The 25,377-nt window shown below is 43.3% G+C and carries 21 protein-coding genes; 13 read left to right on the top strand and 8 right to left on the bottom strand.

Annotated elements, in window-relative coordinates; genetic code table 11:
- The first annotated feature begins 173 nt into the window (after positions 1-173).
- Entirely contained in the window at positions 174-536 is a 363-nt protein-coding gene (gene fis / locus AC5JPY_RS12100) for a DNA-binding transcriptional regulator Fis (protein ID WP_443524491.1), read from the top strand.
- Positions 537-685: 149 nt separating this feature from the next.
- Positions 686-2,266, top strand: coding sequence for a bifunctional phosphoribosylaminoimidazolecarboxamide formyltransferase/IMP cyclohydrolase (gene purH, locus AC5JPY_RS12095; RefSeq protein WP_493852592.1), 1,581 nt, complete (start codon positions 686-688; stop codon positions 2,264-2,266).
- Positions 2,267-2,428: 162 nt separating this feature from the next.
- Here the strand turns inward: purH and AC5JPY_RS12090 are convergent, their stop codons facing one another.
- A complete protein-coding gene (locus tag AC5JPY_RS12090) occupies positions 2,429-4,303 on the bottom strand; it encodes a SurA N-terminal domain-containing protein (RefSeq protein ID WP_493852591.1) in 1,875 nt (624 codons plus the stop codon).
- Between the two features lie 351 nt (positions 4,304-4,654).
- On the bottom strand, positions 4,655-4,975 hold the full coding sequence (locus AC5JPY_RS12085) for an HU family DNA-binding protein (RefSeq protein WP_161808411.1): 321 nt from the start codon (positions 4,973-4,975) through the stop codon (positions 4,655-4,657).
- A 453-nt stretch (positions 4,976-5,428) separates the two neighbouring features.
- Here AC5JPY_RS12085 and AC5JPY_RS12080 point away from each other — a divergent pair, with 453 nt between their 5' ends.
- The 8 genes from AC5JPY_RS12080 to fdx all read left to right on the top strand — a co-directional run bounded on the left by AC5JPY_RS12080 (position 5,429) and on the right by fdx (position 12,557).
- Positions 5,429-6,073: a hypothetical protein gene (locus AC5JPY_RS12080; RefSeq protein ID WP_493852590.1), complete on the top strand. Its 645-nt coding sequence runs from the start codon at positions 5,429-5,431 to the stop codon at positions 6,071-6,073.
- 475 nt (positions 6,074-6,548) lie between these two features.
- Positions 6,549-7,058, top strand: coding sequence for an Rrf2 family transcriptional regulator (locus AC5JPY_RS12075; RefSeq protein WP_443524498.1), 510 nt, complete (start codon positions 6,549-6,551; stop codon positions 7,056-7,058).
- Positions 7,055-8,281, top strand: coding sequence for an IscS subfamily cysteine desulfurase (locus AC5JPY_RS12070; RefSeq protein ID WP_493852589.1), 1,227 nt, complete (start codon positions 7,055-7,057; stop codon positions 8,279-8,281). Before AC5JPY_RS12075 ends, AC5JPY_RS12070 begins: the two co-directional genes overlap by 4 nt.
- 156 nt (positions 8,282-8,437) lie before the next feature.
- Positions 8,438-8,848 (top strand): Fe-S cluster assembly scaffold IscU, encoded by a 411-nt coding sequence (gene iscU, locus AC5JPY_RS12065; protein WP_319050099.1) that lies wholly within the window; start codon positions 8,438-8,440, stop codon positions 8,846-8,848.
- A 223-nt stretch (positions 8,849-9,071) separates the two neighbouring features.
- Complete coding sequence (gene iscA, locus AC5JPY_RS12060; RefSeq protein ID WP_021814983.1) at positions 9,072-9,392, top strand: iron-sulfur cluster assembly protein IscA; 321 nt, start codon at positions 9,072-9,074, stop codon at positions 9,390-9,392.
- A gap of 64 nt (positions 9,393-9,456) precedes the next feature.
- Complete coding sequence (gene hscB, locus AC5JPY_RS12055; protein ID WP_493852588.1) at positions 9,457-10,038, top strand: Fe-S protein assembly co-chaperone HscB; 582 nt, start codon at positions 9,457-9,459, stop codon at positions 10,036-10,038.
- Positions 10,039-10,254: 216 nt separating this feature from the next.
- Positions 10,255-12,135 carry a Fe-S protein assembly chaperone HscA gene (hscA, locus tag AC5JPY_RS12050; protein ID WP_493852587.1) on the top strand — a complete coding sequence of 627 codons (1,881 nt, stop codon included), beginning with the start codon at positions 10,255-10,257 and terminating at the stop codon, positions 12,133-12,135.
- An 83-nt stretch (positions 12,136-12,218) separates the two neighbouring features.
- The gene (fdx, locus tag AC5JPY_RS12045) at positions 12,219-12,557 is read left to right on the top strand and encodes an ISC system 2Fe-2S type ferredoxin (RefSeq protein ID WP_319050095.1); all 339 of its coding nucleotides are present in this window, start codon (positions 12,219-12,221) and stop codon (positions 12,555-12,557) included.
- Positions 12,558-12,652: 95 nt separating this feature from the next.
- On the opposite strand, the gene AC5JPY_RS12040 is transcribed toward fdx, so the two are convergent.
- From AC5JPY_RS12040 to mfd, 3 genes are all read right to left on the bottom strand, one after another.
- Positions 12,653-14,077 (bottom strand): adenylate/guanylate cyclase domain-containing protein, encoded by a 1,425-nt coding sequence (locus AC5JPY_RS12040; protein WP_493852586.1) that lies wholly within the window; start codon positions 14,075-14,077, stop codon positions 12,653-12,655.
- Positions 14,078-14,479: 402 nt separating this feature from the next.
- Positions 14,480-14,911, bottom strand: a complete 432-nt coding sequence (locus tag AC5JPY_RS12035) for an HIT domain-containing protein (protein WP_493852585.1) — start codon at positions 14,909-14,911, stop codon at positions 14,480-14,482.
- Between the two features lie 160 nt (positions 14,912-15,071).
- Entirely contained in the window at positions 15,072-18,782 is a 3,711-nt protein-coding gene (gene mfd / locus AC5JPY_RS12030) for a transcription-repair coupling factor (protein WP_493852584.1), read from the bottom strand.
- Between the two features lie 395 nt (positions 18,783-19,177).
- Here mfd and AC5JPY_RS12025 point away from each other — a divergent pair, with 395 nt between their 5' ends.
- Complete coding sequence (locus AC5JPY_RS12025) at positions 19,178-20,812, top strand: BCCT family transporter (RefSeq protein ID WP_493852583.1); 1,635 nt, start codon at positions 19,178-19,180, stop codon at positions 20,810-20,812.
- Positions 20,813-20,929: 117 nt separating this feature from the next.
- Here AC5JPY_RS12025 and rraA read toward each other — a convergent pair whose 3' ends face one another.
- Together rraA and AC5JPY_RS12015 are read right to left on the bottom strand one after the other, a co-directional pair.
- On the bottom strand, positions 20,930-21,448 hold the full coding sequence (gene rraA / locus AC5JPY_RS12020) for a ribonuclease E activity regulator RraA (RefSeq protein WP_493852739.1): 519 nt from the start codon (positions 21,446-21,448) through the stop codon (positions 20,930-20,932).
- 198 nt (positions 21,449-21,646) lie between these two features.
- Entirely contained in the window at positions 21,647-22,348 is a 702-nt protein-coding gene (locus tag AC5JPY_RS12015; protein ID WP_493843500.1) for an NAD-dependent epimerase/dehydratase family protein, read from the bottom strand.
- Between the two features lie 462 nt (positions 22,349-22,810).
- On the opposite strand from AC5JPY_RS12015, the gene rpsT reads away from it, so the two are divergent.
- Both rpsT and AC5JPY_RS12005 read left to right on the top strand, forming a co-directional pair.
- Positions 22,811-23,077: a 30S ribosomal protein S20 gene (rpsT, locus tag AC5JPY_RS12010; protein WP_493852582.1), complete on the top strand. Its 267-nt coding sequence runs from the start codon at positions 22,811-22,813 to the stop codon at positions 23,075-23,077.
- A gap of 129 nt (positions 23,078-23,206) precedes the next feature.
- Positions 23,207-24,358, top strand: a complete 1,152-nt coding sequence (locus AC5JPY_RS12005; RefSeq protein ID WP_493852581.1) for an FAD binding domain-containing protein — start codon at positions 23,207-23,209, stop codon at positions 24,356-24,358.
- A 126-nt stretch (positions 24,359-24,484) separates the two neighbouring features.
- Here AC5JPY_RS12005 and AC5JPY_RS12000 read toward each other — a convergent pair whose 3' ends face one another.
- On the bottom strand, positions 24,485-25,321 hold the full coding sequence (locus tag AC5JPY_RS12000) for a histidine phosphatase family protein (protein ID WP_493852738.1): 837 nt from the start codon (positions 25,319-25,321) through the stop codon (positions 24,485-24,487).
- Between the last annotated feature and the right edge of the window lie 56 nt (positions 25,322-25,377).

Genomic DNA, 25,377 nt, shown 5'->3' with positions numbered 1-25,377 from the left:
TGGTATCAGCATAAATATTTTTCATAGGTGATATGCACCATACTTACTCTCGATGCGTATCGTTGTAATCAAGATAGCCATCAATCTGTCAGCGTTATACGATATTAATTTGATATACTATTATTCTGACATCTTATGGTTTGACACTTTTTTCATTTCAAGGATATTATCTTATGGCACCTCATGCACAGCATAATGCCCACCATTTTGCTAAAAGCTCTGAGCATCCTGCCGACTATAATAAAGAAGACTATCACTCCTCTACTCATGATTTTTCGCGCTCTTTAGATAGTGCTGCGAGTAGCGTACAACAACCTCTGCATGTACATGTTGAGCGTGTGGTACGTCAATACTTTGCAATGCTAGGTGACGAGATGCCGACCGACCTATACGAACTGATCTTAAAACAGGTTGAGGAGCCTCTTTTATCTGTGGTTCTCGAAAAGACTCGTGGCAATCAAACCAAGTGTGCGCAAATATTGGGTCTGAATCGGGGTACTTTACGCAAAAAACTCAAAACCTACGACTTAATGTAGCACTGCTATATGAGCTTACTCATCGTCGCTAATTATCATGCATGGCAATTGAATATTTATAGCTTTATCTATCACGATAGAGTTTATGCTCATTGTCATCACCACCTTGCCAGACGTTTACGTCAGGCTTTTTTTATGGAAGATTTTTTATGAGTACAACCCCACTTGCCCTACTCTCGGTCTCTGATAAATCCAATATCGTTGAGTTTGCTCAAGACCTTATCAAAGCAGGTTTTGGCTTACTCTCTACTGGCGGTACTTATCGCCTACTTACAGAAAACAATGTTGCTGTGACGGAAGTTTCAGACTACACCGGCTTTCCTGAAATGATGGATGGTCGTGTAAAGACACTGCACCCTAAAATCCATGGTGGTATTTTGGGTCGTCGTGGAACAGACGATGCGATTATGAGTGACCACGCCATCGAACGTATTGATTTGGTGGTCGTAAACTTATATCCATTTGCTGAGACGATTGCTCGCGCTGACGTGGCTATGAACGATGCTATCGAAAATATCGATATTGGCGGCCCTACTATGGTACGTTCAGCGGCAAAGAATCACGCTCATGTTGGTATCGTAACTGACCCTGCCGACTATGATCGCGTAATTGATGCTTTAGATGGTACCACTGAGCTAACCACTGCGCTGCGCTACGATTTGGCAGTCAAAGCCTTTGAGCATACCGCACAGTATGACGGTATGATTGCCAATTTCTTAGGTAGCCGTGTCAATGAGACACAAGAGCCAGAAAACTTCTCACGTACATTCAATGTACAGCTAGAAAAAGCACAAGACCTACGCTATGGTGAAAACCCGCATCAAAACGCGGCATTTTATACTGAAAACCAACCCCTAAAAAGCCAGCAGGCCTCTATCGCTACAGCTAAGCAGTTGCAAGGTAAGGCGCTATCATATAACAATATTGCCGATACTGATGCTGCCCTTGAATGCGTAAAAGCCTTTAGTACCCCTGCTTGCGTAATCGTCAAACATGCCAATCCTTGCGGTGTTGCAGTTGATAATGATCAAGTAGCGGCCTATCGCACTGCTTTTAGCACTGACCCTGAGTCTTCTTTTGGCGGTATCATTGCATTCAACCGTCCATTGACCCTTGCTGCTGCAAAGGCCATCATTGACAATCAATTTGTAGAAGTCATCATTGCGCCTAGCATTGAAGACGGTGTGCTTGAAGCGACAGTGACTAAGAAGAACGTACGCGTATTGGTATGCGGCGAGCTACCAGCACCAGATCAACGTGATAGTCAGCTAGACTATAAGCGCGTCAATGGTGGTCTACTGGTACAAGAGCAAGACCTTGGTTTGATTACCGCAAACGATCTAAAAATTGTAACTGATGTCCAGCCAACTGAAGCACAAGTGGCAGATCTGTTGTTCAGCTGGAACGTGGCAAAATATGTCAAATCTAATGCTATTGTTTATGCCAAAGGTCAACGTACCATCGGGGTTGGTGCAGGTCAAATGAGCCGCGTCAACTCAGCACGTATCGCTGCTATCAAAGCAGAACATGCTGGATTAGCTACTGAAGGTGCGGTCATGGCCTCAGATGCCTTCTTCCCTTTCCGTGACGGTATCGATAACGCTGCCGAAGTGGGTATCTCTGCTATCATTCAGCCAGGCGGCTCTATGCGTGACGACGAGACCATTGCTGCTGCCAATGAGCATGGTATTGCGATGGTATTTACAGGTATGCGTCATTTCCGTCATTAGGCTGTCATGTCGTTTTATAGATTGACACAAATAGCAGTCGTGATATTCAGCTGCTACTTATAATCAACCTTCACAATATAAGTGCTATCCACAAAAAAGCCACTGTAACGTTACAGTGGCTTTTTTTCGGTCAATGCTTTTTTTTAGTAACAGGATAAACGCTTAGCGTCCTTGCGCATTAGCCATATTAGATTCATTGATCTCAACCTGATACATCAGACGCAGATAATCTAAGTAGTCTTGCAACTGATCTTGACCCAAATTGTCACGAATGATGCTAGCGGTCTGCGCTCGTTGCATATCAGACAGTTGTGACTGTTGCTCAGTTTGGATGCGATCACCCACCAACAGCGTTGCACCAAGCTCAGTCTCACTAGCAAGGGCTACCACGTTACCATCAGTAGCTTGCTTGCTAAAAGCCAAGCCGCGCTCTTTGTCTGTTAGCAGTGTCGTCTGACGGTTTATCTCACCCAATGCTCGTAAGCTTACTGACTGCTTAGAGATATCGCCTGATGTTTTGATACCAGCAGCTACCGCCTTGGCTTCTTTTAGTGCCAATGCTGTGGCTCTTTGCTGACGTAATATCTGAGTGATTCTTGGTGTAGCAGCACTCAGAGCAAGCGTCTTGGTAGGACGATAGTTGGTTGGTTGTACCCATACCGTACCATTACCGACTTCTATACCAGCTGTTACTGCTTGATCTTGAATCGTAAACTCATCAAAAGCCTGTTTGACCACTGCTGGTTGCGACAGGACTGAGCTGTTGTTTTGTTTGCGGTAATCTTTGATATTTTTTAGCGTCACATTCTCTTGCTGTGCTATATCTTCGATACTAAAACCATCTGCTGCCAAATCATTAATCGACGTTACTTTGTCCGCATAAATCTCTTGACGCTTATATTCTTTCGCTTTTGCTGTTAGCTCTTCACGCATACTCTCAAGACTCGGTATTTTTTCACCATTGTCTTCGGTAACTGTAAATATCTGATAGCCAAAGCTGGTTTTGATAGGTGCGGTCACATCACCGACGCTCAATCCTTCTAACGCATTCTGAACCGTATCAGCATCACTACCAAATACAGAAGGGTTGAATCGACCGATATCACCGCCTGTTTCTCCTGAAGGGTCATCTGATTCTGTTTTGGCCACAGCAGCAAAAGACTCGCCTTTCGCTAAGCGCGCTTTGATTTTGTCTGCTCGTGTCTTAGCGTCATCACCCGTCAATAGAATTTGGCTCACTCGGCGCTCGTCAGTAGCAGCAATACTTTGCTTATACGCTTCATACTGCTGCTGTAATTCTTCTGAGGTTATCTCATCGACTTTGATGGTCTGCGGGCTAAGCTGGATGTAAGCCAAATTGACCATCGCCGCACTTTTTAATGTGTCTTTGTTGGCATCATAGTACGTTTGGATGTCGGCTTTGCTGAGCTTGACCTGATCTGCGTAGTCTTGCCAGTTAAAACGGTGTATCCAGACATTGCGTGACTCTAGTTGTAAGTCAATTAACTGACTAACCGCCTGCATGGGATATACCGCTGTCCCTACGATACTGGCATTCAATTGATCCAAACTTAGCTGATTACGAAACTCTGCAAACAACTGGTTTTTGGTCATACCACGTTGACGCAAGAAGTTTGAAAACTGGTCATTAGAAAAATTGCCATCCGCGTCTTTAAATATATCTTCTTCGCGCAGTAGACGATTGATCGTATCATCAGAGACTGTCATGCCAAGCTTGCCCGCCTGCTGCTCTAACAGGGTACGGTCAATCAGACCTTTTAGCACTTGTTCATGCAGTACGTCTTCATTTAATAAACTGGCATCATCAACTTGCTCGAGTATTTCGCTACGGCGGTTATTGACGGCAGTCTGATACTCGGACAACCCTACGCTTGCCTCACCTACCTGAGCGACTTGATTGGGATCAACTCCACCGCCAAAATAGCTTTCGACACCCAATAAGGCAAGTGGCGATAGGCATAAAATCAATAAAATGCGACCCGGCCAGCTTTTTAAGAAATCGCGCAATTTATCCATAGTTATCTCTGCTTTATTAACCTATATTGATGAAAAACCATTGTAATACCGCTAGGAGCCAATAAATGCAACCTGCCAATATCAATGCTATCTAAGCCGGCAATGGCAAAAAAGAAGAACGTCTGCATGTTATAAAATAAAACAAGGCTGAATAGCAAACCTTACTTGAACAACGCATCTATCGCGCGCCCTATGATACGTGATTTTTCATCTATACTCAAAATATTCACATCGTATTATTCACGTTATATGATGCAAACTATAGCGACAAAAAAAGCACCTAAATATTAGGTGCTTTCTTGGTGCTTAGCTTATGACATCAGCCAAAGCACCCATTTGCTATAGGGCGTCTTAGTTCAAGCGCTCTTTTAGGTTTTTGCCAGCTTTAAAGCTTGGTACTTTGCTTGCTGGGATGCTTAGCTCTTCACCAGTTTTTGGGTTACGGCCCGTGCGCGCTTTGCGATCTTTTACGCTAAAAGTACCGAAACCAACTAGAGAGATGCTATCGCCAGCTTCTAAAGCTTCGCCAACACTTTCCATTACAGCATTCAAAGCATCACCAGCTTGAGTCTTATTTAGACCACTTTTGTCCGCGATGCTATCAATTAATTCTGACTTATTCATAAAATTTCCTTCAAGTTTAAGGGGGTAATAAACGCTCACGCCAAGCATTGTAACGCTCTCATGGTACTTACGCAATAAAAACTACCTGACTGGCGTATTAACAGGTTTCACTTTGTTATCGTCTTTATATCAAGGCAGCATAAGGAGCGCAAGCGATTTTACATATTTTTGTGCGATATACTACGTATTTGACACCCAATGTTACGCAAAACATCTGCAACCTGTATTCAGGCAGGTTACTTTATCCTATCTAACTACCCTGCATATCTATTTATGCTTTGAAACGATTGTCAGACGGTGTCTGTGCACTGCCAGTCATAAATAGTAGTGTCTTTATTGACTGCTAAATTGTACTGTAATAATTTTGCCACTGACAGAAACTAGCGTTACTTTTTATTATAAAGGCGTTACTATAAACGAAATATCACTGCAAATTCTGTATGCAGATAAACTTAAGTTTACTGATGTTCAATTTGCTAAATAAAAAAATGGATTACTTGCATGAAGCGTTCTACGTTGTCTCACTCTCTTCTTAATATTATTCTGGTGTTCATAGAGTCAGCGCTAACACTATTGTTGCGTTTAGATCCTGAACTGCGTAAAGCCGCTTATCCACTTGCTAAGCAGGGTACCGTTGTGGCACTACGTTTATACCTACCTCATGTAGAAGTGTTTGCTACTTTTAGCACCAAAGGTGTGTTATTGGATGCTCAGCTACCTGTTGGACGTAGCGAGCCTGATGTTGTCATCAATGCCTATAGTATTCAGGTCATCAATGCCATCACGACTCATGACAGGGAAACAACCGAAAAATTACAAATGCGCGGTGAATCTCTACAAGTGCAACTGGTCAAGCAGTTCATTATACAGCTTGGTCTTGGCAGCCTGATTCAGGGTTTGATCAGAAAAATAAAAGGCGGTAAAGGCAAAACCAAATCGACCGATGCTGAAATGGCAGAGAAAAAAGATAACTACAAGCAGCGCATCAAAGAACAACAAACTCAAATTAATACATTGACCATCAAAAACCGCGAGCTTGAGACCACGGTAAAAGAGCTACAAAGTAAGCAAAAAACCTTAGTGGTTGTGACCGTCGTAGCGCTTGTCATTATGATCGGCTCAGTCATTGCTCTACTTATGAACTAACGCTAATCAAAACCAGTTTCAACACTTATATACTTAATACTAGCTATACATAAGCGTTTAATACTCGAAGTAGTACTAAATGCTTATATATAGCACTCTCCTCTCTACTCCATACCTTTATCGCTAGCTACCTTATCACTACCCATTATTTAACAAGCTTTTTATAATCTGTATATATAACCAACTCTACTACTGGTTTATAAGTGCATGTCACACGTCATTGTTTTTATCAATCATAGCGATAAGCTCTATTAACCGTTCGACCACACTTTAATCTTGACTAAATTACTCAGGATTAAGTATAATTGACCTAATCGTTGCATACATCGGGCTAACCATCTGTTGTCTAATAACGATAGAACACAACTTAGTTGGGCGAGATTGCAAAATTCTATATCGCTATAGTATTACCTTTCTATATACCCTTCTAAGATCGTTGTTAAATAAAAATGACATACAAGTTTGGAGATGACACATGCGTTTAACTACTCGAGGCAGATATGCTGTCACTGCTTTATTAGATTTAGCACTACAAACCAGTCAACAAGACAGTGCCGTTTCTTTATCTGATATCGCTAAACGACAATCGATTTCTATCTCCTACCTCGAACAGTTGTTTTCCAAACTTCGCAAGCGTGGTCTTGTGACCAGTATCCGCGGTGCTGCAGGTGGCTACCACCTAGCTAAACCATTAGATGAGATAGATGTGATGAGTATCATATCTGCGGTCGATGAGTCGGTAAATGCCATGCAGTGTGAAGGACGCGGTGACTGTCAAGGTGGTACAATGTGCCTGACCCATGACCTATGGTGTGCACTATCAAATCATATTGAGCAGTACTTGAAAAATATAACATTAGCGCAATTATTAGATATGGAAAACGTGCAGTCAGTATCAGAGCGTCAGCACACCTCTACAAAAGATATTTCCATAAAAGACATCAATACTATTACTTTATCGAACAGCGAGGCAAACCCAGCATGAGCCAACATAACAACCTTATATACTTAGATTATGCCGCCACCACACCAGTTGCTAGACCAGTAGCTGCTAAGATGAGCGAATATCTGACAGTAGATGGCATTTTTGGTAATCCAGCCTCTCGCTCACATGGCTATGGCTGGCAAGCAGAAGAAGCTGTTGAGACTGCTCGCGGACAAGTTGCTGAAGTTATCAACGCTGATCCACGCGAAATCGTCTTTACTTCTGGCGCGACTGAGTCTGACAACCTAGCTATTAAAGGTGCAGCTCACTTCTATCAGTCTCGTGGTAAACACATCATCACTAGCAAAATTGAGCATAAAGCAGTGCTAGACACGTGCCGTGAGCTTGAGCAAGAAGGTTTTGAGATTACTTATCTTGAGCCGCAACCAAGCACTGGCCTTATCTTAGCAGGGCAAGTAAAAGAAGCGCTACGTGACGATACTATCTTAGTATCACTTATGATGGTGAACAACGAGCTTGGTACCATTACTGATGTGACTGCAATCGGTGAAATCACTCGTGAAGCTGGCGTAGTATTCCACGTCGATGGCGCACAGTCTGTTGGTAAAGTAAAAATCGACCTTGAAGAAATGAAAATTGATTTGATGAGCTTCTCAGGTCATAAAGCGTATGGCCCTAAAGGTATCGGCGCATTATTTGTTCGTCGTAAGCCACGTATTCGTCTAAAAGCAGAGCAACATGGTGGTGGTCATGAGCGTGGTATGCGTTCAGGTACACTGCCGACGCATCAGATCGTTGGTCTTGGTGCCGCATTTGCTCTAGCTAACGAAAGCTTTGAGACAGATCATGCTCATGCAGCAAAATTACGTCAAAAGCTGTGGGATGGTCTTCAAGATATCGAAGAGATTTATCTAAACGGCGATCTTGAAAATAGCGTACCTAATATCGTTAATATCAGCTTTAACTTTGTTGAAGGTGAGTCGCTAATGATGTCGCTAAAAGATTTAGCTGTATCGTCAGGATCAGCCTGTACATCAGCAACGCTTGAGCCATCATACGTGTTGCGCGCTATCGGTCGTCCAGATGAATTGGCACACAGCTCAATCCGCTTCAGCTTTGGTCGTTATACGACTGACGAAGACATCGATACCGTTATTAAGCAAATGCATGAAGCTGTTGACAAACTGCGTGCCCTATCACCACTTTGGGATATGTACCAAGAAGGTGTTGACCTGAACTCAGTTGAGTGGGCCGAGCATTAATTTTTAGTATAGCTTTTTAGTATTAAGTAACCATATATAGTTTATTAAACGATTGATTAGACAATTAAGTTAAGCGTTTGACCCCAATTATCGATGAGTAGTCGGACATTCAAAGTTAACAAACGACTATTCATCATCTAACCAGGAGAAAACCCCATGGCCTATAGTGACCAAGTTATTGATCATTACGAAAACCCACGCAACGTTGGTAATCTTGATAAAAATGCCAAAAACGTTGGTACCGGCATGGTCGGTGCCCCAGCTTGTGGCGATGTAATGCGCCTACAAATCCAAGTTGATGATAATGGCATTATCGAAGACGCACGCTTCAAAACTTATGGCTGCGGTTCAGCCATTGCTTCAAGCTCGCTTGTTACTGAGTGGCTAAAAGGCAAGAGCTTGGATCAAGCTGGCGAAATCAAAAACAATGATATTGCTCAAGAGTTAGCGTTACCACCAGTAAAGGTCCATTGCTCTGTACTTGCAGAAGACGCTATTAAAGCAGCTATCAGCGACTATAAAGGTAAGCACGGTACAGCAGTAACGGCAGAAGAAGCTGCTATCTAAGCTCAACCTATTAGCGTCTGCGTTATGATTTACTAGCAATGCTAAAGTGGCAATATCTAAATAGCTACTGACGCTAAAGAGGTGACAATGACATTATGTAATTGTCACCTTTTGTTTTCTGGTAGTCGCTAGTCTATTATTTTGGCAAACTTCTAATTTTAGTTGCCAATTTATACAAATTTTTATTAATACTTATGATTATTAATAGTCAATGGGAGTTGGCATGATTGAAATGACAGAACGCGCCGCTCAGCATGTTCGAGACTTTTTGGACAATCGCGGTAAAGGTGAAGGCATTCGCGTTGGCATCCGTACAGCGGGTTGCTCGGGTTTGGCTTATGTCTTGGAGTTTGTAGATACTCCTGATGAGAATGACACGCGCTATGAAAGCCGCGGTGTGAGCATTTTTATCGATCCTAAAAGCCTAGTGTATTTAGACGGTTTGTTAATGGACTACGAAAAAGAAGGTTTAAATGAAGGCTTCAAATTCACCAATCCTAATCAGAAAGGCGAATGTGGCTGCGGTGAATCTTTTACTGTCTGATAATTCGATGAGCTACTAGCCAAATAAAGACTTTAAAAAACAAATAAAAAGTAAGGCGTATGATATGACAGACTCTATTCTAGACACGCAATTTGGGAACTTCTTTGCCCTATTCGAGCAACCTGTACAATTTGAAGTCAACCAAGACAGTCTGGATCAACATCTACGTCTATTACAAAAGCGCTATCATCCTGATAATGTCGCAAAGAATTTAGCAGATACTAAGCAAGCTCAGCAGCAATCAGAGCAAGCCTCCGCTATCATCAACCAAGCATACCAAACGCTCAGCGCACCTGATAGCCGTGCTGGTTATCTATTGGATATGGCAGATCAAGCTCAAAATGTAGAGCACTCAATTGCAGATTTGGATTTTTTAGAAGATGCGATGGAAATGCGAATGGATCTAGATGACGCTATTACAGGTAAAGACCTTGCAACCTTGCAGCAGTTACATCCTCAAATTACAGCACGCTTGAACAATCAGTCTGAACGCTTTAATGCTGCTTATACAGAGCAAGACTGGGGTACAGCCATTGATGCGACGCAAAAACTGAAATTCTTAGTTAAGCTAAATGCTGATGTGATGACTGGTCTCGATGATGTCGCCAATACAGCGCATTCAGATGATGACGATCTCTATGTTTAGATGTCCGTAGGTTGTGTATTTTTTGACAATTAGATTTTAGTTTTGGCGTTAGATTCTGTATAGATGGTTAAATTAATATCAACTATGCCGTATAATCTCTAACCCTAAGTATGCATGACTGCCAAGATTTTCTGTCCTTAATGTGAGAACGTAGCTGTTATATCTACACTATACTTGTTCCATTTTACTTATTCATTTTATCCCTGAGTTATTCTTATGTCTTTAATGCAAATTGCCGAACCCAATCAAAGCGCCCAACCTCACCAGCATCGTTTTGGTCTAGGGATTGATCTTGGCACCACGCGCTCACTGGTCGCCGTAGTACGTTCAGGCAAGGCGCAAGTCTTAGAAGCAGGCAAAGCGTCAGATACGTTGTTGCCTTCTGTAGTCTATTATCCAGCGACAGGTAACCCATTAGTGGGCTATGATGCCTTATCTCATTTAGCAGACGATCCAAAAAATACGATCGTCTCGGCTAAGCGTTTTATGGGTCGTAGCCAAGCTGATATCAAATTTTCTCATCCTTATGAGTTGTCTGGTAATACAGATGCTATGCCAGCATTTGTCACGGCTCAAGGTGAAGTGTCACCTGTGGAAGTATCAGCTCGTATATTGGCGGCGCTTGAGCAACGTGCAGCAAGTGCCCTACCTGCAGATAGCATAGAAGGCGCTGTCATTACGGTTCCTGCCTACTTCGATGAAGCGCAGCGTCAAGCTACTAAAGATGCTGCCCAAGCGGCTGGCATCAATGTACTACGTTTGTTGAATGAACCAACTGCTGCCGCGGTCGCTTACGGCCTTGATCAGCAACATCAAAATGATAACAAAGAAAACTATTACCTAATCTATGATTTGGGCGGTGGTACTTTTGATGTGTCTATCTTAAAGTTGAATGATGGCGTCTTTGAAGTATTGGCAACAGGCGGTAACAGTGCGCTAGGCGGGGACGATATTGACCGTCTTATTACCAACTGGATCATCAAGCAGTTGAGTATTGATCCAAAACAGGTAAGCCTTCATGACAAATCGATACTCGCACAACAAGCCAAAGCTTATAAGCAAGCACTAACTGAAGCAGAACAGGTTGATATTGACGTTACTGTCAACGGACAGTCTTACAAAGGCACACTAAGCCGTGAAGACGTGTTAGCTATTGTCGAGCCTGTTAGTCGTCGTACTTTGAGCGTATGTGAACAAGTACTGCGCGATGCTAAGCTAAATGCTACAGATTTAGACGAAGTGATTTTAGTTGGCGGTTCAACCCGTATGCCCGCCATACAAGCAGTCGTTACTGAATTTTTTGCTAAGCAGCCGCTTTCTCGTCTCAATCCAGATGAAGTCGTTGCTTTAGGCGCGGCTCAAACTGCTCACCAGTTGGTCAATGGCGACAGTGATAGCAACCTATTGTTGTTAGATGTGACGCCATTGTCATTAGGTCTTGAGACCATGGGTGGCCTTGTTGAAGTACTGATTCCGCGTAACACGCCTATTCCTGTCAAAAAACGCCAAGTGTTTACTACTTATCAAGATGGTCAAACTGGCATGGTTATCCATGTGGTACAAGGCGAACGCGAAACCGTCGAAAATTGCCGCTCGCTTGGACGTTTTGAGCTATATGGTATTCCGCCTATGAAAGCTGGGTTTGCTCGTATCGAAGTCACCTTTAGTATCGATGCCAATGGTCAGCTTACTGTCAGTGCTCAGGAAACGACGACCAAAACAGAAAGTAAGATCGAAATTGTGCCGTCTTATGGTTTGTCTGATGAGCAAAAAGAACAATTGCTGGTTGCTGGGTTTAAGCATGCAGAAGAAGATAAAAATACGCGTTCTTTAATTGAAACCAAGGTAGAAGCTGAACGTGAAGTGTTGGCTTTAGAGTCTGCACTGAACGAGTTTGCAGCGCTACTCTATTCTGATGAGCAGCAGTCTTTAGCAGAGCAAATACAAGCACTGAAGACCGCACTTGGCACTAGCGATTTAACACTTATAGAAGCGCAGCAGGCTCAGCTCAAGCCACATAGCGATGCTTTTGCTGCTCGCATTATGAATCAAAGCGTCAAAGCCAGCATGGCAGGTACTAGTGCTAAAGACTGGTAAGCGATACGCTTAAAATGATAGCTTAGTCATTATACTAAGCTAATTTCTTATTTTTAGATTGATTAGCATTGGACACATAATTTATGCCAAAAGTTACTGTACTACCCCATCACGAAATTTGCCCAGAAGGTGCAGAAGTTGAGCTAGAGTCTGGCGAAAACCTATGCAAAGCGTTATTAGGAAAAGGCATCAAAATTGAGCATGCTTGTGAGATGTCAAAAGCGTGCACGACGTGTCACGTTGTCGTACGCAAAGGTTTTAATAGTCTAGATGAGATGGATGATGTGGAAGCGGATCTATTGGATCGCGCATGGGGTTTAGAACCTGACTCGCGTCTGTCATGTCAGGTCATGCTTGATGATGAGGATTTAACCATCGAAGTACCCAAATATACGCTGAACCATGCAAAAGAAAATCATTAATAAATAATAAGTTGTATTTCACTCTCAAAAAAGCCAGCTATGATTAAATAGCTGGCTTTTTTCATCAATAACATGCCACGATATTACTGCTCATATCATGACTTTTTCTGAGTACTATGGCGTTTACTTTCTTCAGCTATGCTAGTGGCCAGCTTTTCTTCTTCTTGCTCGATACGCTCAAGCGCAAAATTCAAGCGTGTTCTGATGTCCTGATAATCATTGTCTTTCATATCTTTAAAGTTCAAATGCAAGTTAAAACCCGGCAAGGTATGATCCACCCATTTAGACAAGTGACCTTTATTAGCATCAGGGTCAAACACCTGCCATGCGTCAATTTTATTATCAAAACCCTTTAGTCGAAACGCACCAGCATGCTGACACTCATAGTTATGGCAAATATAATCATAGGTGCTTTCGCTGACCAGTATCTCATCTTTGCCAGCATGTGCTTCAAGCCTTGATGCTAGGTTAGCTTCTTTACCGATGAGCGTATAGCTGAGGCGATTGTTGCTCCCGAAATTACCAACGTGGCAATAGCCCGTGGTAATACCGATGCGTATATACAAACCCTCAAACCCCATAAGCCGCCACTTCTGACGTAAGGTGCGCATCTCTCGGCGCATATCTATCGCCATTGCCACACAGTCTAATGCATCTTGACGTGAACCACGGCTATCAGGCTCTCCAAAAAAACAGACCATACCATCGCCAATAAACTTGTCCAGTACAGCCCCATGCTTTTCGGCAATCAACGTCATACAATGCATATAGGTATTCAAAATATCAGCCAAATTATCCGCACTTAAACTATCAGAAAGCTCCGTAAAGCCTACGATGTCTGAGAACATAATGGTTAATTTAGCACGCTTGTTGGATACACTGACTGGACTATCTGTTCTGACAATGGGCTCCCAGATTTGCGGTGGTACAAAACGAGTCAGCTTATTGATAACTGATACCATCGTACTCAAACGCTCACCTGCCTGCTGAGCACATGATTTGTAGGCAACATACTCTCCATACATACGCCGAAACTGGCATAGAATTACAGCCATACTTGCCAATAGTACTGTAGGTGGTAACCAGCTATCATTACATTCTATTCCACTGGGTCTTAGAATGGCGCTGACATAATAGAAAATGACAGCAGTCACTAAGGCTACGGTAAACAATCTTAGGCGATTCTGAGGCTTATTCAGAATGATTCTAACGGCAATCAAAGACGCCAAGCTGAGCGATATAATGATGCAAAACTGTGTCACGCCAATAACAACTGCCAGCAAAACAATGACAATGTTGGACGTCCAAAAGTTGGTTTGGCGTCGATAGTTATAGATGAGAATCATGAGACTAGGCAATGCGATGATAACTAGCAATGCCATTGAGGTGGGACGAAAGTCGTAGTATACAGCGAGTAACATGACCGTGAGTATTAAAACAAAAACTTCTGGGTAGTCAAATCGGCAGATGCCTTTACCCTCTAATAAAGTTTTTGGTTTCAATGTCTCTTTAAAAGGCATATTGAGTGTTCACTTAAATAAGACGGACTATCGAAGAGACAAGACATATAAGGATAACATGTATAGGCACTTTGTCTTTATGATAAATAATCATAAGATATATCTAATAATATATTATACTTTTTAAATAGTACGAAACCTAGGTCATCGGTAACTAAAAAAACACCATTTATCATCTAATTGCACTGCTGGTTCGTAGCGCTTCATGGCTGCAAACACCTAATAGCATTAAAAAAGAAGCCAGATACAATCAGGTATCTGGCTTCTTTTCATTTCTGCATTATTTATTATTTCATAACTGTCGTAGTTACACTGACACATCGAATATTTTTTATTACCGATTTCTTTTGTTAGCGGCACTATTAATAAATAGTATCAACTAACAATAGTGTCGATCACTTACTACATTTGCCAATCGAACGGCATTTGATGATGACCGCGTAGTGCCATCATCAATGTCTGCTGCATTTGTGCCAACACTTCTTTGGTATAAGGGACTGCTGGTACACCCCATACTGGATGTGGCCATTGCATGTCGTTTTGATAACGGACAATATGGTGAAAATGAAGTTGGGGTACTTGGTTACCAAGGGCAGCGACATTCATCTTGTCAGCTTGAAACGTTTTAGCTAACTGGCTCGATAACCAGCTCGACTCACGCAAAAACTGAGTCTGATCTGCTTCAGACAGCTCGTAAAGCTCTTTGATACCTGATACGCGCGGCACTAATATCAGCCATGGAAATTGACAGTCATTAATTAAACGACAAGTGGATAATGGAAAATCCCCTACTAAAAAACTATCAGCAGCAAGTTTATGATGAAGTTGGAACATAATGACGGTTCTCTTGTTGTTTAATGCAAATAAAAGTAGGTACAAAATATAAAAGGTAAAATACAGTTTGGCTATTTTATCAGTTATCGGGTTGATAAAATAGCATCATAATTTATTGCCTTAGTATGATTACCTAGCCTACTTGATATCCAGCTAAGTACTAAGCAGGCTCTGTCACCATATGCTCGCTGAAATAGCGCAACAGTTCTTGTATGACCGTCACGCGCTGCTGCGATGTTGCCAACTTATCGCTATGTTGATAGCGAATACCAGATGCGCCATTCATACGGTAATGCTGACCATTCGATTGAATTAGCTTAATAATAGCTAAGGCATCGACTGGCGTATCTGGCGCAAACTCCAGCGTCATACTACTACTATTCGCATCAATCTTGTTGATCTTCAGTGGTTCTGCTTGCAAACGTAGTCCATGAATGGCGAATAGCTGCTTGGTTTGGTCCGGTAACGCGCCAAAGCGGTCAATCATCTCTGTACGAATATCCGTCAACGATTCTTTGTCATCGGTGTTACTAATGCGTTTATAAAACAATAAGCGCTGATGTACGTCGTGTAGATACTCTTCTGGAATAAGCGCCGAGCTATGCAAGTTAATCTCGCTGGTTAGCGATAATGGCGTGTTCAAGTCAGGCTCTTTACCGGCCTTTATTGCCTTAGTCGCTCGCTCCAGCATATCCATATACAGGCTAAAACCAATCGCTTGCATATTACCACTTTGCTGTTTACCCAATATCTCACCTGCTCCGCGAATCTCTAGATCTTCACTCGCCAGCATAAAGCCTGCACCAAGTGTATTGGCGCGTTCAATCGCGTGGAGGCGACGCTTGGCATCTCCTTTAAGACCTTTAAGAGAAGGCACTAATAAGTAGCAATACGCCTGATGATGACTACGTCCTACGCGGCCTCGCAGCTGGTGTAATTGCGCCAGACCAAATTTATCAGCACGCTCAATGATAATGGTATTGGCATTGGGCACATCGATACCGGTTTCGATGATAGTCGAGCATACCAGTACATTAAACTTTTTGTGATAGAACTGCTGCATGATTTGCTCAAGTTGGCGCTCTTGCATTTGCCCGTGAGCGACACCTACTCGCGCTTCTGGTACTAGGTCACGAATGGTCTCTGCCATACGCTCAATACTAGCCACATCGTTATGTAATAGATATACCTGCCCGCCGCGTAGCAGCTCACGTAGGATAGCCTCTTTCATCAATGCTTCTGTCTTTTGCATGACAAAAGTTTTGATGGCAAGTCGGCGTGCAGGTGGGGTTGCGATAATAGACATATCACGCATGCCTGAGAGCGCCATATTAAGCGTTCTAGGAATAGGCGTCGCTGTCATAGACATACTGTCTACATCTGTCTGAATAGCCTTAATACGCTCTTTGTGGCGCACGCCAAATCGGTGCTCTTCATCAACGATCATCAGCCCAAGGTTGGCAAACTTCACATCGGGCTGTAATAGTTTATGAGTACCAATCACGATATCGACTTTACCATCAGCCAAATCCGCCAGCACCATGTCTTGATGTTTTTTACCACCGAAACGTGACAAGCTCTCAATACGCACTGGCCAATCAGCGAAACGATCGCGGAAGTTGTCTTCGTGCTGTCCTGCGAGCAGTGTGGTAGGTACCAATACCGCCACTTGATAACCTGCACTGACGGCAATGAAAGCGGCGCGCATGGCCACTTCTGTTTTGCCAAAGCCAACATCTCCGCAAATGAGACGATCCATTGGCTGGTTTTGTCTCATGTCTTCCATAACGGCATGGATGGCATTGGCTTGGTCAGCAGTCTCTTCAAACGCAAATTGACTGGCAAATAGCTCATATTGCGACGGGTCTATTTTAAAGTGGATGCCAACTTTAGCCTCACGCCTCGCTTGCATGTTGAGCAGCTCTGCGGCAACATCATGAATCTGTTCTAACGCCTTTTGCTTGGCCCTATCCCACTTACCACTACCAATCTTATGGAGCGGTGCTAACGCTGGATCACCGCCACTGTAGCGACTGATCATTTGCAGATTAGCGACCGGTACATAGATACTGGCATCATCATCATATTTTAAATGAATAAATTCTTGCTCACCATCGCCCACATCTAGCGTAATCAGACCGTTATAGCGACCGATACCATGCTCAATATGAACCACTGGGCTACCGTCTGTTATCTCAGTGACGCTTTTGACTAAGAACTCTTCTGATACACCGCTTTGACGACGGCGACGCGTTTGTAAGACTTGACGACCGAACAGCTGCGTCTCACTGATTAATACTAAGCGTTCAGGCACGTAGACACCGCGCTCAATCGGAGCCACAGTCAGACCGACATGCGGTAGACGAGCATTATTCATAGCACTCGTTTTATCTGCTGCTAAGAATGCGTCAAAACTATCGTATGCCTTGATATCAATCTTGCCTTTAAACAGTTCAATGAGAATCTCACGACGGCCAGCGGTTTCTGCGACGATTAGTACTGGTGTTGCTGTTTCTTGTTGTGTGGTTAAGAACGCTAGTAGCTCAGTCAAAGGTTCAGATTTTTGGTGGTTGACTGCCAGCTCTGGCGGTTTTTGCGCACTTAATGTGACTAGGCCTTGCTGTTTAGTCTCATTATCAATGATATCGAGCGGCAGCTGCCTCTCAGATGGGAGTTTACTTTCAATATCCTGTGTCGCTAGCTCATCGCGTGCGCTTAGTATCACTCGCGGGTACTGGTTTAACTGCTCATTGAGCGCGTTAGATAATAGATATAACAGCGCAGGGTCAACGATAGGCTTATCAATATCGTGCCGACGCTCCTCATAACGGCGCTGGATCTGTGACCAATAATCTGCCTGCTTTTCGTTGATCAGCTCATCTGTGATAAACAACGCGTCATTGGGTAGGTAAGAGAATAAACTACTCTCTTCTTGCCAGTCTTTTAAATCAAAAAATAGCGGCTGATAATATTCCAGTCCGCTACTCGCAATACCTGCCATCACATCTTTATGCAGCTCAGACTTGCGGCTACTGGCATTAGGGAACATGGCCGCAAAATTCATGCGGAAGGTCTCGCGACCCTCATCCAGTGGGAACTCTTTTGCGGGAAGTATTTGAAACTGCTCGATAGGCTTAGAAATATCCGGCATCTTATGTAGTAGCGACAGTGACTCTTTGCCCATACTGGTATCATTACCCGTTAGCATTGCCTTGAGATCGTCAGCGGTCAAAGTACGCTGCGTTTGCGGATGAAAAAAGCGAATGGTTTCGATTTCATCGTCAAATAGGTCCAAACGCAACGGGAAAGGCTGACCCATAGCAAAAATATCAATAATGCTGCCACGTACAGCAAACTCACCAGGCTCAAAGACATTGTCAACAGCACGGTAGCCCGCTTTTGCCAATAGCCCGCGTTGAGTGCTGATATCGAACCGATCGCCAACACTCAAATCAAAATGCTGACCGATTAACCAACTCGGCGGCGCCACGCGATGCATTAGCGCCTGTACTGAGATAAGTAGCACGCCTGAGCTTGGCATATCTGTCAACAAGTTAATACGTTCGCTGACGATATCTTGATGCGGGGACAGCTCATCATATGTCAGTGTTTCCCAGTCGGGGAACACATAGGCATCGACCCCGCAAAATGCCAGCTCGGTTTCTATCTGATTGAGTTGGTTTTGGTCGCGTGCCACCACGACCTTTAATCGCTCGGCAACATTCCATAGTGGCGTCTGAACCAAACTTGCCAACCACAAGCTACTGACCGCACCATGGACAGGCGCTAGCCAACGCCGCTCGGCATTTTGGATAGGAAACAACTGCTGGTTAATAGGGTCGAACGCATCAGTCAAAGCAGTAATAGGCATAAAAGATAGGATCAAAGTTAGGGAATTAGAAAGCTATTATACGAATATTTGAGCAATTACCAATACGATTTGACAAAACCAAACAGTTTGTTAGTATGGCACGCTTTTTATAATTACCGATCTTAACGTTTATTGTTTTGAGCTCTCTTTCTATTATTAGCATTTTATTGTTTTTATATACGCTTTCGCATATTAGCTTAAACAATTATCTCCTATAAAGGCTTCTGACTGAGTGTCAATTACTCAGTAGCTTTTACGATTTATAGATCCTTAGAAGCCCTTTTATATCACCTAAAATTTAAAGCTTGTAGCTGCCAAAAACTATTTACTATTAATGAGTAGTCGATACTTTGACGGTGTCCAGCTCAGCTAACTCATCAGGAGATTCGTCACCTATGAACGAGCAAAAACAGATTCCAAAGCACCTTCTCGACAAGTTCCGTCGCAGACTCTATACCACTGAGCATACCACTGGTGAAAATAACACTGAGATATTAGGGTTAGATTTACACAGACCTGTATTCTTCTTTACCGCGTTTGCCGTTATTGGCTTTGTTTTATTTGCATTATTACTACCTAATATAGCTAACGCTTGGCTCAATGGTACTCAGGATTGGGTGGTCAATAGTTTTGATTGGCTGTTTATCAGTACCGCCAATATCATGGTGATATTTAGTCTAATATTAATTGTGTCGCCCTATGGCAGTATCCGAATTGGCGGTATCAATGCCAAACCTGATTTCAACCGGGGCTCATGGCTCTCAATGCTGTTCGCAGCGGGTATGGGCATCGGTCTTATGTTTTGGAGTGTGGCTGAACCATTGGCTTATGCAAGCGGCTGGGCAGGTACACCACTTGGCGTAACCGCAGGCAGTCCTGAAGCGTATCGTGCTGCTATGGGTGCAACGATGTATCATTGGGGTTTGCACCCTTGGGGTATCTATGCCGTCGTTGGTTTATCATTGGCCCTATTTGCTTATAATTTCCGCTTTCCATTGACCATGCGCTCCGTGTTTTATCCTATTTTTAAAGAAAAAACGTGGGGGTTACCTGGCCATATTATTGATATATTGGCCGTACTAGCGACGATATTTGGTTTGGCGACGTCACTAGGCTTGGGTGCTCAACAAGCAGCCAGCGGACTCAATTATTTGTTTGGTTGGGACTTCGCAGGTAATTCACTTGAGATTGCCATCATAGTGGTCGTCACTGCGCTTGCCACAATATCAGTAGCACGTGGTCTCGATGGCGGGGTCAAGCTGTTGAGCAACGTTAATATGCTAGTCGCTTTGGCGTTACTATTGTTTGTATTCTTCGTTGGAGACTCACTCGGACTCCTAAGTAAAATAGGCGCCACCACTATTGATTATGCAACTTATATCATCCCTTTATCTAATCCTATAGGCCGCAGTGATGGTGAGTTCTTTCACGGCTGGACCGTGTTTTATTGGGCGTGGTGGATCAGCTGGTCACCATTTGTAGGTATGTTTATTGCTCGTATCTCAAAGGGCCGTACCGTACGTGAGTTTATTACTTCAGTGATGTTAGCCCCTACCATGGTAACCATCGTCTGGATGACGGTCTTTGGACAGTCAGGATTGAGTCAATATGACAATAAAGTCGGTGAGCTGGCAGGTGGGGTTAGTGATGCGTCCTTAACCTTGTTTCAGATGCTGGCAAACCTTCCTCTAGGAACCATTACTTCTTTAATTGCTATTATCTTAGTGATGGTGTTTTTTGTGACCTCATCAGACTCAGGCTCTTTGGTCGTCGACACGATTACAGCGGGTGGTAAACTTGAAGCGTCAATATATCAGCGTATATTTTGGGCAGTTGCTCAGGGTCTTATTGCTATTGCGCTGCTTTATGGCGGCGGTGCACAAGCTCTAAAAACCATCCAAGCAGGCTCAGTAAGCACCGGCTTGCCTTTTACTTCGGTATTGATCGTAATGTGTATTAGCTTGTGGCTTGGCTTACGCAGAATTTATAAAGCACGTGAGCAGATGCTTTCAGAGCTTGAAAAATACTAACGATCTGCTTATTTTCAATCGAAAAACCCAGTTCTATCATTGAACTGGGTTTTTTCTTTATAGTCGTTTGGGATATATATTTGTTAGTGATTATATGAAGTTTAGACCAATAATAATTTACGCTATTAAAGGCTCATAACTTGCAATAATGCCATTGTTATCTGCATAAACAAACATGCCTGAGTTGAGCGTCAAATCACCAAAGCTGATTTTGATATCTGTCTGTCCCTCATCACGTCGGGTCGACTTGCGCGGGATACAACCAAGCGCCATGACACCAATATCCATCGCTGCCATGTCATCAACATCACGTACACACCCATATACGATCACGCCAGCCCAGCCATTGTCGATGGCTGATTGCGCAATCATATCGCCCAGTAGTGCACAGCGCATAGACCCGCCGCCGTCGACGACCAGCACTTTACCGTTGCCCGCTTCATCTTTGCCATTACTATTCAATAGTGACTTAACGCGGCTATTGTCCTCAAAGCATTTGACTGTCACGATTTCGCCGCAGAACTTATCTTTTGCGCCAAAGCTATGAAAAGACTTACCTTCTATATTAGGTAGGCATACTTGCGACTCAGGATTAGCATCCAATAAGTCACACGTCACAAAATTATCTCTATTCATTTCCATTGATTCTGACATTTCTTCTACTCCTTATCATTAATGAGTTTGCTCGTTGATATTTTTATGCCTACTAAAGATACTGTATTTTCTGCCAATGTTATAATTTTAGGCTCGTATCATTGGTAAATGCTCACTCTAGATGAGCAGTCTCGTATGTCAACTTTAGAACGTACTCTACATTGAAAAGACACCACACCTTTATTTTTTGACGCGAGTCATCGACAGCATCTTTTTATTTTCGATAATGTCTGTCTGCTGAGTCTGAGGTTCGGAGCGGTATTTGCTACGATGATAGATATCATGCGCACTCATCGCCATAGCACTAGCGACACGTTTGGCAGAGATCGGATGTAGTGAAAGCGACTCTGAAACCAAAGGCGAGATCAGTTTAAACGCTTTTTGACCAATACTCTCAAGCGGACGCCCTTGATGCTTGCCTAGCAATAACGAAGGCCGTAAAATCACCAATTGCGTAAAACCCAATGCCATAATAGACTGCTCAGTCTCGCCCTTGACACGATTGTACAAAAAGCGACTGTCGATATCAGCGTTCATCGACGACAGTAGAAAGAAGTTTTCCACACCTTTATCACGACATAGTTTGGCAAAGTTGACATTGTAATCGTGATCTATCTTTCGAAAAGCCTCATCGCTACCAGCTTGTTTTTTGGTCGTACCCAGACAGCTAAAGGCATCTGTCGTTCGGTCAGCACCGACGCTTGCGAACACCTCAGAGAGGTTTTCAAAATCATTAACCTGATAAAATCGCATGCTGGCATTAATGTAGCGTGGCGGGCGCCGAGCGATCACAATCAGTGTGTCATAAAGCTCACTCAGCTGTTTTGCCAAATGCTGCCCTACCAATCCCGTTGCGCCAATCACAATCGCTTTTCGCTGCATACTCTATCCACTTATATGACATTAAAAATTCTATATTGATGAAGAATGACCCATGCTAAGGTCTATCGTTAGGATATCATACCTAAATTCATAGCCAGCTGACGCCATTATGCACAATATATTGTAAAAGATTTTATCAGCTACTTATATCTTCTAGTGTCTATGATTGGTTTCGTTATCTAAATGCGCCAAATTTATAAAATTACACCACTTCTTTGAGCATTAATCATCAAATATATTGTCCTATGCTCAATAATTTGCTAAGATAACCGGCTTTACACGTCAACGCTGTTTAATTATTCCAAACAGTTCTGGCGCTTTCGATGATCTATTCATATTAGATACTTTAATATCAGACATCGACATCATGTTTGACGAGAGGCTGCTCGTCACCGATGATTGTTAAACCCATTATTGCAATCAACATTCATATTTTTATCTGTCTTTATCAAGGAGATACGCGTGGCTAATACTGCACAAGCTCGTAAACGCGCCCGTCAAAACACCAAACGTCGTCAGAACTCTGCGTCACAACGCTCTATGGTTCGTACTTACTTAAAACGTGTTGATGCGGCTATCGAAGCTAAAGATTATAACGCGGCTACCGAAGCTTACAAAAAAGCGGTACCAGTTATTGATCGTATGGCTGACAAAGGTATTATTCATAAGAATAAAGCTGCTCGTCGCAAGAGCCGCCTAAACAAAACAATCAAAGGCCTACAAGCTTAAGATTTGTATTGTTTAGACCGCATCACGCTTTTATAGCGTAATGACTAAAACCTTGCCACTGGTTCTCATACCGGGGCAAGGTTTTTTTATGCTACTCTCATGTACATATAAATATCTAGGAGAGGCTTAGTGGAATCAATAAATAAGCGGGCAATCGTGATTGGTGGTTCATTAGCTGGGCTGTTTTCAGGGACACTATTACGCTCTATTGGCTGGCAAGTAGATATTTATGAGCGCTCTACTCATGATTTGGACAGCAGAGGCGGCGGTATTGTATTGCAGGCCGATGTCGTCACCGCCCTCAAAAAAGCAGGCATTGCGACAGAAAATTTAGGTGTCGATGCCCTTGAGCGTTATTACCTACAAAAAAATGGCCAAATTGAAAAAATGGCCATGCGTCAGACACTTACCTCTTGGAATATTCTGTATCGCTCGATGCGAAGGCACTTTTCAGATGCGCATTATCATCAGGGTAAAGTATTGGCGCAGGTACAATCGAAAGGCGCTAAGGTAACCGCTACTTTCGTTGATGGCTCTTATGAGACTGCAGACTTATTAATTGGTGCTGACGGCCCAACCTCAACAGTGCGTCGGCAGCTTTTGCCTACTTACGAGCCTCAATATGCAGGTTACGTGGCTTATAGAGGCTTGGTCGACGAGGCTGACTTAGAGCCAGAAGCCGCCGAGATATTTACGGAACGATTCGTATTTTATGATTTCCCAAACTCCCATATTTTGGCCTACGTCATTCCTGCCGAAAACGAATCACTGGTTCCAGGAAAACGTCGATTCAATTGGGTATGGTACGTCAACTACGACGAGAAGACAGAGCTTGCTCACATACTTACTGACAAGAACGGCAAGCAGAGAAAGTATTCTATTCCACCAGAAATGATGTCACCTGCGGTTGAGGAAGCAATGCGACACTACGCAGATAGTGTACTTGCTGACCCTTTCAAAAAGTTAGTAGCCGCAACTAAAGCGCCCTTTGTACAGTCTATTTTGGATTTGACAGTGCCGCAAATGGCTTTCGACAACGTTGCCCTGATAGGCGATGCGGCTTTTATTCCTCGCCCTCATACAGCAGCAGGCACCTCAAAAGCTGCGGCAAATGCGACTTCACTGGTAGAGGCACTGTTCAATCACAACCATAACGTAACCAACGCTTTACAGGCGTGGGAGAGCAATCAGTTATCGTATGGCATGACCCTCTGGAAACATGGTCGTAGCGTAGGTGATCGTTCTCAGTTCTCCTATGGCAAAGACCGAACAGCAGGATAAAACACCAGATTAGAATGGTTTCTCGCTTTTGAGTTGCTTAGGTGACATTGGTGCTTAGATGACATTGGTGCTTGGGTCAAGTTGATGATTAAATTGATGCCTAATAAAAATTAAGCATTTTAGCAATCAGCGCCAATCCAATGTTGGCGGCAGCAGCAACTTACTTGGATGAAAGCCCGCTGCCCGATAACCCTCTAGTAAAGAGCTGATCGGCCTGGTATATACTTGTCCTCGCCAAATAAAATGCGCGTTTGCCTGATCGAAAGGTTCGTCATCAAACCATAAGAATACGCCTTCCATCATCTTTGGCCAGTCATTCCAGTCAATCTCAACCAAATCAAACATCACTGCTAAAAATGCAGACAACAATGTATCGTGACTCACAGCAAGCATTAAATGACCCTGCTGTGGTTGGTTTTGATAAAAAAGCGATAGAATATCAAGACCACCTTGATAGGCATTTTTGGTACCCTCAAGATTGCCTTGCAAAAAGCGATTGATAAAATTTAGCACCCCAATCTCTTTAAATACTGGATTTGCTATTTCAGGCTCAGTGACAAGGCTACCAGGCTCAACCAATAGTGATTGATGTGCAATATCACGTTTGAGACCAGCCCCTTCTTGCATCAACTGCGCGGTATCAATACAGCGTCCAATCGGACTTGAAATACTATCGACATCGAGTGAGTATGGGAGGTGACCTGCAAGCCAACGCCCCCAAGACTTAGCCAATACGCGACCTTTAGGCGTCAGCGGTAGCTGATAACTGGCAAACCCATTGCCATCAGAGCGCTCACGCAAAGAATGCCTAGTAAACAATATCAGACGTTTGTCTTCAGGTAATAAACTGACAGAGGGAATCATACTATCTGGTAGGTGCGAAGGTGCAGGCGCGCTTGGGGTGTGACTCGCAAGCTTGTCAGTAGATATTTTTGATGGGGTATTATTCAGGTATTTACTCATGGTAGCAAGCGTAGCAGATTTTTTGTCAGGAATGAACAACATACAAATTCAGTTGC

The organism is Psychrobacter sp. H27 (genome assembly GCF_059072655.1).
This window is presented reverse-complemented; position numbering and strand designations above follow the sequence as displayed.